Below are 15305 nucleotides of genomic sequence, written 5' to 3'. Positions count from 1 at the left end.
TGCCCAGATGGTGAAATTGGTAGACACGCCAGCTTCAGGTGCTGGTGACCGCAAGGTCGTGGAAGTTCGAGTCTTCTTCTGGGCACCAAACAAACAAAACCGAGCCGAGTGCTCGGTTTTGTGCTTTCTGGGGTCTGCCATAAACCCCAGCCGTCCCTACGCCCGGAACTGTCCCAGACTGGCCTTGAGCTGGGCGGCGAGCCTGTCCAGCGTCTTGCCGCTGGCAGTCGTTTCCACCACGGCCTGCGCAGCCTTCTCGGCCTGGGCGTGAATCACCTCTACCCGCCCCCGCACCGCTTGCGCGCCCTGAGCCTGATGCTCTGCCGCCCGGGTCGCCAGGCCAATCGCCGCGTGCACCTGCTCGACAGACACCTGCACCGATTGCTGCAGCCGAGCGCTGTCCTTCAGCACCGCGAGCCCTTCCTTTGCCTGACGCCCGGCCAGACCAATCGTTGCCACTGCTTCGCGCGCCCCGGATTGCAGCTTGGCGATGTGCTCCTGGATATCGCCCGTTGAGCTTTGCGTCTTGCTCGCCAACGCGCGCACTTCATCGGCGACAACTGCGAAACCTCGACCGGTCTCGCCGGCGCGCGCAGCCTCAATGGCAGCATTGAGAGCAAGCAGGTTGGTTTGCTCGGCGATGCCATGGATCACTTCCAGCACCACTTCGATCTGCTGGCTTTGCTGCGCCAGCCGCTCGATGACCTGGGCACCGGTCTCCACCTGCCCGGCCAGCGCCTCGATCAAGCTACCGACCTGATTGGAGGTGCGCGTGTTTTCATCGGTCGCCTGACGAATGTCTACCACCTGCCGCAGCGCTGCCTGCATTGCCTGGCTCTCGGCCTGCGCTTCGTCAGCCATCTGCGCCAGCGCTTGAAGGCTCGCAGCCACCTCATCGCGCTGCAACTCGGCTGCAGCGCCAGCACCTGCATTGCGCTTGCTCATGGCGCCAATCTCGACGCCAGTCTGCTGCGCCACATCCCCTGCCTCTCGAACGATCGGCTGCAACTTGTCGACAAAGCGGTTCACGGCCGCGGCCATGTCGCCTATCTCATCGTTGCTGTTGAGTTTTACGCGTTTGGTCAGATCACCTTCGCCTGCCGCCAGATCATCCAGCGCGCGGCTGAGCAACTGCAAGCGCAGCACGACGCGGCGCCCCAGCACGATGGCCAACAGCACCAGCACGCCGAGCCCCACCAGAGACAGCCCGACACCGATTCTCCAGCGCAGCGTGGTCGCGGCCTCCTGCACAGCGGAGCTGGTATTGCCTGCCATCGCGGCGGCCGAAGATTGCGCCGCCTGCAGACGCGAGCGCAACGCGGCAGAACTCTCGGCGGCCGCGCCGCCAAGACTTTCCGAAACCAGTTGATCACCGCTGCCAATCAGCGCAACGAAGCGCTTGTCCAGCGCCGCCAGATTTTCTTCTACCGAGGTGGTCGACACACCCATACGAACTTTGCCGATCTCCACGCCGTTGGGACTGATGGAAGCTTCAACGTAGTAAACCGAAGGGTCCTTCTGCGCTGCGTTCAGGACCTTGTCCATGGCGCGCTCGCCCTCGCCTTTCGCCAGCAAGGCTTTGACCGATTCATTCTCGCGATTCAGATAACGCGTCAAATGCTCGCCCTGAGCATCGTCGTAGACCACGAACAGCACGTTCGGATTGCGTTGCGCACGTCGGGCGAACTCCGACAGCGTCGGCGTATCGCCATCCCACATCGCTCGCGGCGCGACAGCAGCCAGCAACTCGGCCATGTCAGTCGCCGAATCCCGAAGATCTTTCTCCAGTGTCGCACGCAGTTGCTTCTGTTCATCCTTAAGGCGCGTCGACAGGCCGGCACTCAAGCGCTGACGTGTATTTTGCGAAAGACTGTCGAGACTGGACGTTACGTCGCGGCTCGCCTGCTCCAGTTCGCCGGTCAAGTGTTGCGAATCTACACTCAGCCGCGACGCAAGCTCAGCTTCGAGCGCAATGACGGTGCTCCGAGTAAGAGCGACGGCAACCAGCACTTGCACCAGAAGGGCGATACCAAGAGCAATGAATACGGGCCGCAGCAAGCGACTGCGCATAAGAGAAGTAACGGCCGACACAGGAGATCCCTCACCACACACGCCATCAAAATGCTGGCATCGTTTTATAAGTGGAATCACAGCAAGGGTCGTGCCGCAGTGCAGCGCAGTTTTCAGCGGGCAAAACAAAGGGCCGCCGAGGCGACCCTTTGTTTGCGCTTCAACGACTTATCAGTCGAACGGATGACGCAGAACGATCGTCTCGTTACGGTCAGGGCCCGTCGAAATAATGTCGATCGGTGCGCCGACCAGCTCTTCGAGACGCTTGATGTAAGCGCGAGCGTTGGCAGGCAACTCTTCCAGGGTCTTGGCACCCAGGGTCGACTCGGACCAGCCCGGCACTTCTTCGTACACTGGCTCCAGGCCGATGTAGCTATCGGCGTCCGTCGGCGCTTCGATCACTGCACCGTTCTCGTTCTTGTAGCCCACGCAGATGTTGATGGTCTCGAGACCGTCAAGCACGTCCAGCTTGGTCAGGCAGATGCCCGAGATGCTGTTGACGTCGATGGCGCGGCGCAGGATGACGGCGTCGAACCAGCCACAGCGACGCGCACGACCTGTGGTCGCCCCGAACTCGTGGCCACGCTTGGCCAGGAACGCACCAACGTCGTCGAACAGTTCAGTCGGGAACGGGCCCGAACCCACGCGGGTGGTGTAGGCCTTGGTGATGCCCAGGATGTAATCCAGGTACATCGGACCCATCCCCGAACCGGTAGCAATGCCGCCTGCAGTAGTGTTCGAACTGGTGACGTACGGGTAGGTACCGTGGTCGATGTCCAGCAATGAACCCTGGGCACCTTCGAACATGATGTCTTTGCCAGCGCGACGCATTTCGTGCAGCGTTGCGGTCACGTCGAGCATCATCGGCTTGAGCAGCTCGGCGTATTCCATGCACTCGTCGAGCGTCTTCTGGAAGTCGATCGCCGGCTCTTTGTAGTAGTTGACCAGAACGAAGTTGTGGTAATCCAGCAGCTCGCCCAGCTTGGCGGCGAAGCGTTCGCGGTGGAACAGATCACCGATGCGCAGACCACGACGCGCAACCTTGTCTTCGTATGCCGGGCCAATGCCGCGACCGGTGGTGCCGATCTTGTGCTCGCCACGGGCCTTTTCGCGGGCCTGATCAAGGGCCACGTGATAGGACAGGATCAGCGGGCAGGACGGGCTGATGCGCAGACGCTCGCGCACCGGAATGCCTTTATCTTCGAGCTTGGTGATTTCGCGCATGAGTGCATCAGGCGCGACGACCACACCGTTGCCGATCAGGCACTGCACGCCTTCGCGCAGGACGCCGGACGGAATCAGGTGCAGGACGGTTTTTTCGCCGTCGATCACCAGCGTGTGACCAGCGTTGTGGCCACCTTGATAGCGCACTACCGCGGTTGCATGTTCGGTCAGCAGATCAACGATCTTGCCTTTGCCCTCATCACCCCATTGGGTGCCCAGGACTACGACATTCTTACCCATAACACTTGTCCTCATTCGCGCAAACTTGGTGCCGGCAGCGGCCGGCGGGGAAACTCAAGAGGCCAGCGGCATTACCTGCCAACGCTCGCCCTGCTGAATCAATTGCCGATCACAGTCGGCGTCTTGCGCCGCTGAAACCGGTTGGCCTGGCAACGCCTGAACCACGCGCTGACCCTCGGCGCGCAGCTGACAGACCTTTTGCCACAGCGCCGCATCGGTGCTGTCAGGCATCCAGATGCCGCCAGACGGCAGCTCGATCTGCGCCTGACCGCGTGTCACCAGGGTTTTCAAATCGGTTGAAAAACCCGTCGCCGGGCGCGCACGACCAAAGTCAGCACCAATGTCATCGTACCGACCGCCCTGGGCAATCGACTGACCGACACCCGGGACGAAGACCGCAAACACCACGCCGGTGTGGTAGTGGTAGCCGCGCAACTCGCCAAGGTCAAAGTAGAACGGTAGCTCAGGGAATCGGGCAGAGAGACGTTCGGCGATTTCCTGCAGATCATCCAGCGCTTCAATGACCGGCGCCGGCGCGTTCGCCAGACGGTCGCGCGCCTGTGCCAACACCGTGCGGTCGCCACACAGATCCACCAGCGCGCGCAGCATGCTGGCCAGCTCGGCCGGCAGACCTTCGGTCAACGCAATGACCTCGTCGATGGCCTTGCGCTGCAGCGCATCAAACAGCTGTTGTTCGACTTCGCCGGACAACCCGGCAGCGCGGGCAAGACCACGGTAAATCCCGACGTGCCCCAGGTCCATATGGACTTCCGGCACATCCGCCAGTTGCAGCATCGCCAGCATGAGGCTGATGACTTCGACGTCGCTGCTCGGGCTTGCGTCGCCATACAGCTCGGCGCCCAGCTGGATCGGGCTGCGCGAGGACGACAATGCACGCGGCTGGGTATGCAGCACGCTGCCAGCGTAGCAGAGACGGCTTGGGCCTTCGCGACGCAGGGTGTGTGCGTCGATGCGGGCGACCTGCGGCGTGATGTCCGCGCGGAAACCCATCTGCCGACCCGATTGCGGGTCGACCACTTTGAAGGTGCGCAGATCCAGATCCTGGCCCGCACCGGTGAGCAGTGATTCGAGGTATTCGATGTGCGGGGTCACGACAAACTCGTAGCCCCAGCTCTGAAACAGATCCAGCACCTGACGACGCGCGACTTCAATACGCGCAGCTTCCGGCGGCAGTACTTCTTCGATGCCATCCGGCAGCAGCCAGCGGTCAACCGTTGCCATTACGCCTTTCCCCTATGATCCGGGCGGCCGGCCCTTGGGCAAGCCTTGAGTGAAGCAGACAGCATTCTGCGGACGCTGGGCGAGGAAATGTCCTCTGCCCGATGCGCCGCCCTATCGTGAACACCGTCCTCGAAAAAACTGCCGCGCACGGAACACGCCACGGCCAATCAATCGTGCAGACGCAAAAAAGCCGGGAATTTCCCGGCTGCCGCATCATACACACGTTTTGTCGCGCGATCACCCCGACGGGCAGTTTTGCCGCCCGGCGGAGTGATCAGGTGCTGATGCGATTACGGCTTGGATTTTTGCAGATAGCGGAAGAACTCGCTGCTTGGGTCCAGCACCATCACGTCGCTTTTGTTCGCGAAGCTTTCACGGTAGGCGCGAAGACTACGGTAGAACGCGTAGAACTCCTGATCCTGACCGTATGCCTTGGAGTAAATCGCGGACGCCTGAGCATCACCATCACCGCGTGCCTCTTCAGACTCGCGATACGCTTCAGCCAACAGAACGCGGCGCTGGCGATCAGCGTCGGCACGGATGCCTTCAGCCAGCTCGTTACCCTTGGCGCGGTGCTCGCGTGCCTCACGCTCACGCTCGGTGCTCATACGCTCGAACACGCTGCGGTTCACTTCCTTCGGCAGGTCGATGGCCTTGACCCGAACATCGACAACTTCAATGCCCAGCTCTTTGCCAGCCATGGTGTTGAGCGACGCAGTGATGTCAGCCATCAACGCGTCACGCTCACCCGAAACCACTTCGTGCAGGGTGCGCTTGCCGAACTGGTCACGCAGACCGGATTCGAGACGACGAGAGAGACGCTCATCGGCAATCTGCTTAAGGCCGGATGTCGCGGTGTAGAAACGCTCAGCGTCCTTCACGCGCCATTTGGCATAGGCATCGACCATCACGGCTTTCTTTTCCAGCGTCAGAAAACGCTGAGTCGGTGCATCGAGCGTCATAAGGCGGCCGTCGAACTTGCGCACCTGGTTCACGTAAGGAATCTTCACGTGCAGGCCCGGCTGAACATCAGCTTGAACAACGCGACCGAACTGCAACAGCACCGCTCGCTCGGTCTGAGCCACGATGTAGAAGCTGTTCCAGGCGACCACGGCCAGTACGACGCAGGCGATCAGGGCAACCAGAGATTTATTGCTCATCAGCGAGTCTCCCTAGTGCGCGTGTCGCGTTGCTGTTGCATGTCCGCTGCCCGTGAGCCCGGATCTGCCGGTGCAGCAGCAGCGCCGCCGGCGGTAGACGGGTTGGAACCGTTACGACTGCTATCGATCATTTTGTCCAACGGCAGATAAAGCAGGTTGTTCTGACCTTTGTCGCCGGTCACGAGTACCTTGCTGGTGTTGCTGAAGACTTCCTGCATGGTGTCCAGATACAGACGCTCACGCGTGACCTCCGGTGCCTTGCGGTACTCGGCAACCAGTTTGGTAAAGCGGTCCGCTTCACCCTTGGCCCGAGACACCACTTCATCGCGATAACCGTTGGCATCTTCGACGATACGCTGAGCCTGACCGCGCGCTTCCGGGATCACGCCGTTGGCGTAGGTTTCAGCCTGGTTACGTGAGCGCTGCTCGTCTTCACGGGCGCGGATCACGTCATCGAACGCTTCCTGGACTTCGCGCGGCGCCGCAGCACTCTGCACGTTGACCTGAGTTACGGTGATGCCGGTGCGATAGGTGTCAAGGAAGCGCTGCAGCCGCTCCTTGATTTCGCTGGCCATCAACTCACGACCCTCAGTCAGCACCTGATCCATGGCGGTCGAACCGACCACATGGCGCAAGGCACTTTCAGTCGCGTGCTGCAAACTGACTTCAGGCTGATCAACGTTCAGCACGAAATCCTGCAGGTTGGTGATCTTGTACTGCACGGTCAGTGGCACTTCGACGATGTTCTCGTCTTCGGTGAGCATCTGGCCTTGCTTGCTGTACGCACGCTCACGCGTCACGTTTTCGAGGTACTTGCGATCAAACGGCGGGAAATAGATGTTCAGACCCGGCCCGACGGTGTCGTAGTACTTGCCGAAGCGCAGCACTACGGCCTGCTCCTGCTCGTCCACCACATAGATTGCGTTGTACAGCCAGATTGCGAGCAGCACGACAAGGCCGATGCCGAGCAGGCCGAGGCCACCGCCCTTGCTCGATCCACCGCCGCTGCCGCCACCATCGCCACTGCGTTTCTTACCACCACCGAACAACCCATTCAGGCTTTCCTGCAGCTTGCGGAAGGCCTCGTCGAGATCCGGTGGCCCCTTGCGGTCGCCGCCCTTGCGCTTACCACCCCAAGGATCCTGATTATTCGAGTTGCCACCCGGCTCATTCCAAGCCATAGCGCTCTCCATCTGATAAAGCAAAGACGCGCCCACGGCGCGCCGACCAATGCTACAGAATGCCCGTCAAAGCGGTACAACCGCTTTGACAGGCTTTTATTGCAAAGTGTGTTGCTCGATGAATTCCAGCGGCTGCAGTCCTTCGCGACTCACCAGGCGATTGAATTCAACTCGGGGTAACCGAACAGCCAGAAGACTCTGGCCTTCTTCGTCGTGCTCTTCGCTCTGGACCGCACCCAGGTTGAAAAACTGGGCACGCAACCGGGCGAATTCCTGCGTGAGGCGCAGCGTCCCCACAAAGAGGTCATTGCCCAACACTTCGGCGATGGCCTGCTTGAGCAAATCCAGACCACGCCCGTCACGGGCAGAAACCCAGACCCGCTGCGGCTTGCCATCGGCATCGCGTTGAATCTGCGGCTCAACCCCTTCGAGCAGATCGAGTTTGTTATACACCTCAAGCATCGGCAAGTCCTGGGCGCCAATCTCGCCCAGCACCACCATGACCTGCTCGATCTGCTCCAGGCGGTCGGACTCGTGAGCGTCGATCACATGCAACAGCAGATCTGAGTTGCTCGACTCTTCAAGCGTAGCCCGAAAGGCCTCGACCAGCTTGTGCGGCAAATGGCGGATAAAACCCACCGTATCAGCCAGCACAATCGGCCCAAGGTCTTTGACTTCAAGGCGGCGCAGGGTCGGGTCAAGGGTCGCGAACAGTTGATCGGCCGCGTAGACGTCAGAGTCGGTCACCGCATTGAACAGCGTTGACTTGCCGGCGTTGGTATAGCCGACGATAGAAACCGTAGGAATGTCGGCGCGGGTGCGGCCACGACGGGCCTGATCACGCTGACTGCGGACTTTTTCAAGCCGGCCCTTGATCTGACGCAAGCGCACGCGCAACAGACGTCGGTCCGTTTCGAGCTGGGTTTCACCCGGACCGCGCAGACCGATACCGCCGCCCTGACGCTCAAGGTGAGTCCAGCCACGAACCAGCCGCGTACTCATGTGCTCAAGCTGGGCCAGTTCGACCTGCAGCTTGCCTTCATGGGTGCGCGCCCGTTGGGCGAAAATGTCGAGAATCAGGCCGGTACGGTCAAGCACGCGACACTCGAAAACACGTTCGAGGTTACGTTCCTGACTGGGTGTAAGGACATGATTGAAGATGACGATATCTGACTTTTCGGTTTTGACCAGGTCGCGTAATTCCTCGACCTTGCCGCTGCCTACCAGATACTTGGCCGTTGGCCGATGCCTTGGCACGTTGACGAACGAGACAATGTCGGCGCCGGCCGACAGCGCCAGTTCCCTGAACTCCTGCGGATCTTCGCGCGCCTCAGGGTCCTGACCATCCAAGTGAACGAGGATCGCCCGCTCACCACCACTGTGGCGCTCAAAGAACAAAGCAGACTCCTATCAGGCGTTACCTGGCTCGGCGTCAGCCTGCTCGGATTCGGTAGCGCTAGGCAGACGAATCGGGCGGACGGGAACGACAGTCGAGATGGCGTGTTTGTAGACCATTTGGCTGACAGTGTTCTTCAGCAAAATAACGAACTGGTCAAAGGATTCGATAGTGCCTTGCAGCTTGATACCGTTTACCAGGTAGATCGAAACCCCAACCTTTTCTTTACGCAAAGTGTTCAGGTAAGGGTCTTGTAGCGAATGCCCTTTTGACATGTGCCGCACTCCTTTAAGGATCAATAGAATAAATTCGAAAACATTGGCTTGGGCCGCTACCTCCCGAAGGCTATCCCCCAAGGATAGACGGCTATTGCAAGGACTCAGCTCAATATGGAGACCGACCCCAGGTATTTCAAGGCGCGTGGCAGATTGTCGCAAGCCAGGCTGTCCAACCAGTGCAAATCCTGCCAGCTGCGTAACCAGGTGAACTGCCTCTTGGCCAACTGGCGCGTGGCAATGATGCCGCGCTCCTGCATCTCGTCCCGAGTCAGCTTGCCGTCCAGATGATCCCAGACCTGGCGATACCCTACAGCTCTTATAGACGGTAAATTCGAGTGCAGATCACCCCTCGAACGTAGCGCTACGACTTCTTCAACGAACCCTTCATCAAGCATTTGCCTGAAACGCACAGCAATTCGGTCGTGGAGCACCTTGCGATCCGTCGGTGCGATCGCGAGATTTGCGACAGTATAGGGCAATTGATGACGCCCCGAAGCGCTCGCTTGAGCACTTTGCGCACTTTGTTGTTCTCGGTGCGCGGTCATGCTCACGCCGCTCACCCGAAAGACTTCCAGCGCGCGAACCAGCCGCTGGGGATCGTTGGGGTGAATCCTCGCTGCCGACACCGGATCAATGCTCGCCAGCTCATCATGCAACGCCTGCCAACCCTGACTGGCCGCTTGCGCTTCGATCTGCGCACGAATCTCGGCATCAGCTGCAGGCATATCGGCCAAGCCTTCCAGTAGAGCTTTGAAATACAACATCGTGCCGCCCACCAGCAGGGGAATTTTTCCCCGGGCGGTAATTTCCGCCATGGCGTGCAAGGCATCGGCTCGAAAATCCGCTGCAGAGTAGCTCTGGCTCGGATCGAGGATATCGATGAGACGGTGTGGATACGTGTCCAGCAGCGCTTTTGAGGGCTTGGCGGTGCCAATGTCCATGCCGCGATAGACCAGCGCAGAATCCACGCTGATCAGCTCACACGGAAGCACTTTGGTCAGTTCGATAGCGAGATCGGTTTTGCCGGCGGCGGTCGGCCCCATCAGAAAGATGGCTGGAGGAAGGGCTTTCATCAGCGACCGCGCAGGAATAGTTTGTCGAGATCATCCAGACCCAGCTGGGTCCAGGTGGGCCGTCCGTGGTTGCATTGACCGCTGCGCTCGGTGTTTTCCATATCACGCAGCAGGCCGTTCATTTCCGGAATGGCCAGCCGCCGATTGGCGCGAATCGCACCGTGGCACGCCATGGTGCCGAGCAGTTCATTCATGTGCGCCTGAACGCGGTCGCTGGTGCCGTACTCCATCAGATCGCCCAGCACGTCGTGCACCAGCCGATTCGCCTCAGCCTGCTTGAGCAGCGCGGGGATCTGCCGGATCGCGAGGGTCTCGGGGCCGAGGCGTTGCAATTCGAAGCCCAGTTGCTGGAAGGTCGTCATGTGCTCTTCAGCGCAGTCGGCCTCGCGCTGACTGACCGCGATGGACTCCGGCACCAGCAGCGGCTGACCGCTCAGGCCTTCGCTGGCCATGGCGATCTTCAGGCGCTCGTACATGATCCGCTCGTGGGCCGCGTGCATGTCCACCAGCACCAAACCGTGGGCGTTTTCCGCGAGGATATAAATGCCTTTGAGCTGAGCGAGGGCATAACCCAGCGGCGGAACATCGCCCTGGGACTCGGGCAACGAGACACTGCCTGCGCTCGCCGGAGCCTGCGCGCCGGGCAGCGGGGCAAAGAATTCGCTGTAAGCGGCACGCGCCTCTTCAGCCGGAAGCACCGACGAAGGCCGCGGCGTGTACTGATACTGGTAACCCGCGCCACTGCCAGAGCCGGGGGCGGTTCCGGCCGGCGGATTCCAGGCCTGACCTTGTGGCGTCTCGAGCACATTATTGGCCAGGCGCATTTCGCCCTGCGGTCCGAACTCGCCGGCATCCGGCCCAGTGGGTCGCACCAGCGCGGTGACCGAGGTGGTGCCAGCTAGCTGATCTTCAGGCCGCACATCGCCAAGGGCGCGATGCAGGGTGCCGTAAAGGAAATCGTGAACCATGCGCCCGTCGCGGAACCGCACTTCGTGCTTGGTCGGATGGACGTTGACGTCGACGACCGCCGGATCGACTTCGAAAAAAAGCACGAAGGTCGGGTGCCGGCCGTTGAACAACACGTCGCGATAAGCCTGACGCACGGCGTGGGCAACCAGCTTGTCGCGCACCGCACGGCCGTTGACGAAGAAATACTGCAGATCGGCCTGACTGCGCGAGAACGTCGGCAGCCCGACCCAGCCCCACAACCTCAACCCATTGCGCTCGACCTCGATCGGCAGCGCCTGCTCCAGAAACCCGGGGCCGCAAATGGCCGAAACCCGCCGCGCGCGCGATACGTCGTCACGCGCTTCGTGCAGGCTCAGGACGGTCTTGCCGTTGTGGCGCAAATGAAAGGCCACGTCGAAACGCGCCAGCGCCATGCGCTTGATGACTTCTTGAAGATGATCGAATTCGGTTTTCTCGGCCTTGAGAAACTTGCGCCGCGCAGGGGTGTTGAAGAACAGGTCGCGCACCTCGACGGAGGTGCCGACAGGGTGCGCAGCCGGCTGCACACGCGAGGCCATGTCACGGCCCTCGGTCTCGACCTGCCAGGCCTGGTCGGCATCACGAGTGCGCGACGTCAGGGTCAGACGGGCCACCGAGCTGATCGACGCCAAGGCCTCGCCCCGGAAGCCAAGGCTCATGACTCGCTCAAGGTCTTCCAGGTCGCGGATCTTGCTGGTGGCATGTCGGGCCAGCGCAAGGGGCAGGTCATCCGAGGAAATGCCGCCGCCGTCGTCCCGAACACGCAGCAGCTTGATGCCGGCCTGCTCAACGTCGACATCGATACGACGCGCGCCTGAATCGAGGCTGTTTTCGAGCAGCTCCTTGATCACCGAAGCCGGTCGTTCTACGACCTCGCCCGCAGCAATCTGGTTGGCAAGCCGTGGGCTGAGCAGCTGAATACGCGCAGCTTCTGCCGCAGGTAAATCGGGACTTACGCTGACATCCAGTTCCTGGTCACCGAGCAACAGGTCAGTCACGGCTCACCTGCCAGTTCTGCGCTGGGGATTCTCAACTCCTGGCCGACTTTCAGCTCGTCCGAGCTCAGATGATTGGCAGTGCGAAGCATTGGCATGGTCATGTCATAGCGCGCCGCGATCATGCTCAGCGATTCGCCAGGGCGCACTGTGTGCTCACGCGCGCCCATGGCCAGCTTGCCGCTATCACGAAGCCAGGCGATGTATGTGCCTTGCGGCGGATTCTGCTGGAAGAACTGCTTCACACCCGCCGTGATGGAGCGCGCCAACGCCTGCTGATGGCTTGCGCCCTGCAACTTGTTCGCTTCGGCTGAGTTGGAGATAAAGCCGGTCTCGACCAGAATCGACGGAATGTCCGGCGATTTCAGCACCATAAAGCCGGCCTGTTCAACGCGGGACTTGTGCAGCGAGGTGACCCGGCCGATGTTGGTCAGGACCTTCTGGCCAACGTTCAGGCTTGAAGTGAGCGATGCGGTCATCGACAAATCGAGCAGTACGCCGGCGAGCATGCGGTCTTTGTCATCGAGGCTCACGGCCCCGGCGCCACCGATCAAGTCGGAACGGTTTTCACTGTCCGCCAGCCACCGTGCTGTCTCCGAGGTCGCACCGCGTTCGGACAAGGCAAATACCGAAGCGCCGAAAGCCGCCGAGGAAGGCGCGGCGTCGGCGTGAATGGACACGAACAGATCAGCACCTTTGGCGCGGGCAATTTCCGTGCGCTTACGCAGCGGGATGAAGTAGTCGCCGGTGCGGGTCAGCTCTGCGCGGTAGCCCTTTTCGCCATTGATCTGGCGCTGAAGCTCCTTGGCAATCGCGAGCACGACGTTCTTTTCTTTCTCACCACGGCCGCCAGAGGCGCCCGGGTCTTCGCCGCCATGGCCGGCATCAATGACGACGACGATATCGCGCTTGCCGTTTGGCACAGGGGTGAGTTTGATCTCGGGCTTGGACGGGCTGATCGGCACCACTGCGGGCGTCGCAGGTGCGGCGGTGGCCGGAGTATCGGCCACCGACGGCGGCGGGTTGGCATCGGCGGCGTTGTCGTACAGATCGACCACCAGCCGGTTGCCATATTGCTGGTTCGGCGCCAGGGTGAAGCTCTTTGGCGTCACCGCCTTTTTCAGGTCGATGACCACACGCAAGTCATCGGGCGTGCGCTGCGCTGAGCGCATGCTGGTGATCGGTGTGTTGGCCGTCGGCACATTCAAGGCGCCGCCCAGGGTGGCGCCGTTGATGTCGATGACCAGGCGATCAGGGGACTGCAGCGTGAAGACACTGTGCTGAACCGGGCCAGACAGGTCGAAAACCAGTCGAGTGTTATCCGGCGCACGCCATAAGCGGACACTTCGTACCTGTGAAGCGGCCAACGCGTCGACAGCCAGTGTCGCCAGCAGCAGTCCAATCACAGTAACCAGCGCGCGCATGCGCATACCAAACCCCATATCTATTGAATGTCTATTTAAACGAAGGCGCCAAAGCTGCACACCACATCTCGCCACGCGAGCTTTTCGGGCTCAGCGTCAACGCTCGACCTTCATCGAGCGGCCTTATGGTAATGATCAGGTCAGGCTTTGGCAAAAAGCCTGCACCCAGATTGGGCCATTCGATGAGACAAAGGGCATCGCCTTCGAAATAGTCCCGGATGCCGAGGAATTCTAGCTCTTCTGGATCAACAAGTCGGTAGAGATCAAAGTGATACGCGCGGTTTCTCCCAATTTCGTAAGGTTCTACCAGCGTAAACGTCGGACTTTTTACCGCGCCCGTATGGCCAAGGCCGCGAATTATCCCTCGGGAGAGCGTGGTCTTGCCCGCCCCCAGATCGCCCTCAAGAAAAATAATGCCACTGCTTTCAGTGACTTGGGCAATGCGTGCCCCGAAGTGGGTCATGGCCTCTTCACCCATGAGGTCCAGGGTTAACTCAGACACGGTTGGTGCTCCTCCAGAAGCTGACGAATAACAGGAATCAGATCAGCGGCAGCCAGCCCTCGCCCGCTGAAGCCGCATTGCTCACCGGCGAGAGCGTGCAGCCAGACGCCCAGACAGGCAGCATCGTAGGGGCTCATCTTTTGCGCCATCAACGCACCGATGACGCCGGACAGCACATCGCCCAGCCCGCCGGTCGCCATCGCCGGGTGGCCGTGATCAGCCAATGCAAGGTCACCTGCCGGGTTGGCGATCAGGCTGCCGCTGCCTTTTAAAACGCATACAGCATTGAATTTGCTGGCCAGCGCCCGCGCCGCAGCCGGCCGATCGGCCTGAATCTGTTTGGTGTCGGTGCCGAGCAGGCGCGCGGCTTCCCCAGGATGCGGGGTGATCACGCAGCCCTGGGGCAATTGCACCGCGCCGGTCGCCAGTTCGTTCAGCGCATCGGCATCCCAGACCTGCGGCAACGGCGCATTCGCAGCCGCGGACAGCAGACTTTTTCCCCAGCTGTGCTGGCCAAGGCCCGGACCGACCACCAGCACCGACGCGGGCTCGATCAAGGCGCGCAGCTGGTTGGCCGAGCTGATGCCGGCGCTCATGACTTCAGGGAATCGCGTCAGCGCGGCGCTGACATGTTCCGGCCGCGTGGCCAGCGTGACCATGCCGGCGCCGGTGCGCAGCGTGCTTTCCGTGGCGAGCAATGCAGCGCCGCCGAAACCCCGATCGCCGCCCACCACCAGTACGCGACCGAACATGCCCTTGTGCGCAGTGCGTGAGCGAGGGGCCAGGGTGGGCAGGTTGAAGGTGTCCAGCCGTTTGACGCTCACGGGCGTCTGCCGAATGATTTCGGCGTCCGCCTGCAAGTCATCGAGCACCAACTCGCCCACCAGTTCGGGCGCGTCGCCAGTGAACAACCCGACCTTGAGGCCTATGAAGGTGACGGTCAGATCGGCGCGGACTGCACAGCCGAGGGTTCGCCCCGTGTCCGCGCACAGCCCCGACGGGAGATCGACGGCGACCACGGGCAACTCACTGTCGTTGATGGCTTCAATGGCCGCAGCGTAAGGCGCGCGCACGTCACCGGTCAGTCCAGTGCCAAGCAGCGCGTCGACAATGACGCCGGCCAGCGCCTGCTGTCGCCAGGCCTGAATATCGACGTTGGCGGCAACCGCTTCTTCATAGGCGGAACGGGCATCGCCGGCCAACATATCGCTATCACCCACGGCCAGCACGTTAACTTGCCAACCGGCACGCCGGGCCAGCGCGGCAATGAGATAGCCGTCGCCGGCGTTGTTGCCGCGACCGGCCATCACGGTCAGTTGCCTGCCCTCGGGCCAGCGGCGGCGTATTGCCCGCCATGCGGCATGGGCCGCGCGCTGCATGAGTTCGAAGCCGGGCGTGCCGGCGGCAATGAGGCGCGCGTCGAGGTCGCGCACCTGCGCAGCGCTGTACAGCGCGTCGGGAAATGGGGGTTTGCTGTGCAACATGCGTCTTTGGGCTCCGATGTCTGGCAGAATTATACGCACCTGCGCCCCG

At 61.2% G+C, this 15305-nt stretch carries 12 protein-coding genes and 1 tRNA gene; 1 reads left to right on the top strand and 12 read right to left on the bottom strand.

Going from position 1 to position 15305, the window contains the following annotated elements; genetic code table 11:
• Position 1 precedes the first annotated feature (1 nt).
• Positions 2–88 (top strand) — tRNA-Leu (locus ACYAR8_RS22640).
• A 68-nt stretch (positions 89–156) separates the two neighbouring features.
• On the opposite strand, the gene ACYAR8_RS22635 is transcribed toward ACYAR8_RS22640, so the two are convergent.
• The 12 genes from ACYAR8_RS22635 to ACYAR8_RS22580 form a co-directional block, all read right to left on the bottom strand.
• A complete protein-coding gene (locus ACYAR8_RS22635; RefSeq protein WP_074891416.1) occupies positions 157–2091 on the bottom strand; it encodes a methyl-accepting chemotaxis protein in 1935 nt (644 codons plus the stop codon).
• 150 nt (positions 2092–2241) lie between these two features.
• Entirely contained in the window at positions 2242–3534 is a 1293-nt protein-coding gene (locus ACYAR8_RS22630; RefSeq protein ID WP_074891417.1) for an adenylosuccinate synthase, read from the bottom strand.
• 54 nt (positions 3535–3588) lie between these two features.
• Complete coding sequence (locus ACYAR8_RS22625) at positions 3589–4776, bottom strand: ATP phosphoribosyltransferase regulatory subunit (RefSeq protein ID WP_463581116.1); 1188 nt, start codon at positions 4774–4776, stop codon at positions 3589–3591.
• A 290-nt stretch (positions 4777–5066) separates the two neighbouring features.
• Positions 5067–5936 carry a protease modulator HflC gene (gene hflC, locus ACYAR8_RS22620; RefSeq protein ID WP_074891421.1) on the bottom strand — a complete coding sequence of 290 codons (870 nt, stop codon included), beginning with the start codon at positions 5934–5936 and terminating at the stop codon, positions 5067–5069.
• Positions 5936–7117: an FtsH protease activity modulator HflK gene (hflK, locus tag ACYAR8_RS22615; RefSeq protein WP_074891422.1), complete on the bottom strand. Its 1182-nt coding sequence runs from the start codon at positions 7115–7117 to the stop codon at positions 5936–5938. The genes hflC and hflK overlap by 1 nt, the downstream gene beginning before the upstream one ends.
• A gap of 96 nt (positions 7118–7213) precedes the next feature.
• Positions 7214–8515: a ribosome rescue GTPase HflX gene (gene hflX / locus ACYAR8_RS22610; RefSeq protein WP_463581115.1), complete on the bottom strand. Its 1302-nt coding sequence runs from the start codon at positions 8513–8515 to the stop codon at positions 7214–7216.
• Between the two features lie 12 nt (positions 8516–8527).
• Complete coding sequence (gene hfq / locus ACYAR8_RS22605) at positions 8528–8788, bottom strand: RNA chaperone Hfq (RefSeq protein WP_019691505.1); 261 nt, start codon at positions 8786–8788, stop codon at positions 8528–8530.
• Positions 8789–8892: 104 nt separating this feature from the next.
• Positions 8893–9864 carry a tRNA (adenosine(37)-N6)-dimethylallyltransferase MiaA gene (gene miaA, locus ACYAR8_RS22600; RefSeq protein ID WP_463581114.1) on the bottom strand — a complete coding sequence of 324 codons (972 nt, stop codon included), beginning with the start codon at positions 9862–9864 and terminating at the stop codon, positions 8893–8895.
• The gene (mutL, locus tag ACYAR8_RS22595) at positions 9864–11819 is read right to left on the bottom strand and encodes a DNA mismatch repair endonuclease MutL (protein WP_463581122.1); all 1956 of its coding nucleotides are present in this window, start codon (positions 11817–11819) and stop codon (positions 9864–9866) included. Before mutL ends, miaA begins: the two co-directional genes overlap by 1 nt.
• Positions 11820–11845: 26 nt before the next feature.
• Positions 11846–13288, bottom strand: a complete 1443-nt coding sequence (locus tag ACYAR8_RS22590; RefSeq protein WP_217648319.1) for an N-acetylmuramoyl-L-alanine amidase — start codon at positions 13286–13288, stop codon at positions 11846–11848.
• Between the two features lie 13 nt (positions 13289–13301).
• Positions 13302–13772, bottom strand: coding sequence for a tRNA (adenosine(37)-N6)-threonylcarbamoyltransferase complex ATPase subunit type 1 TsaE (tsaE, locus tag ACYAR8_RS22585; RefSeq protein WP_463581113.1), 471 nt, complete (start codon positions 13770–13772; stop codon positions 13302–13304).
• Entirely contained in the window at positions 13760–15256 is a 1497-nt protein-coding gene (locus ACYAR8_RS22580) for an NAD(P)H-hydrate dehydratase (protein WP_463581112.1), read from the bottom strand. The genes tsaE and ACYAR8_RS22580 overlap by 13 nt, the downstream gene beginning before the upstream one ends.
• Between the last annotated feature and the right edge of the window lie 49 nt (positions 15257–15305).

This window comes from Pseudomonas sp. HP_01 (genome assembly GCF_055284355.1).
This window is presented reverse-complemented; position numbering and strand designations above follow the sequence as displayed.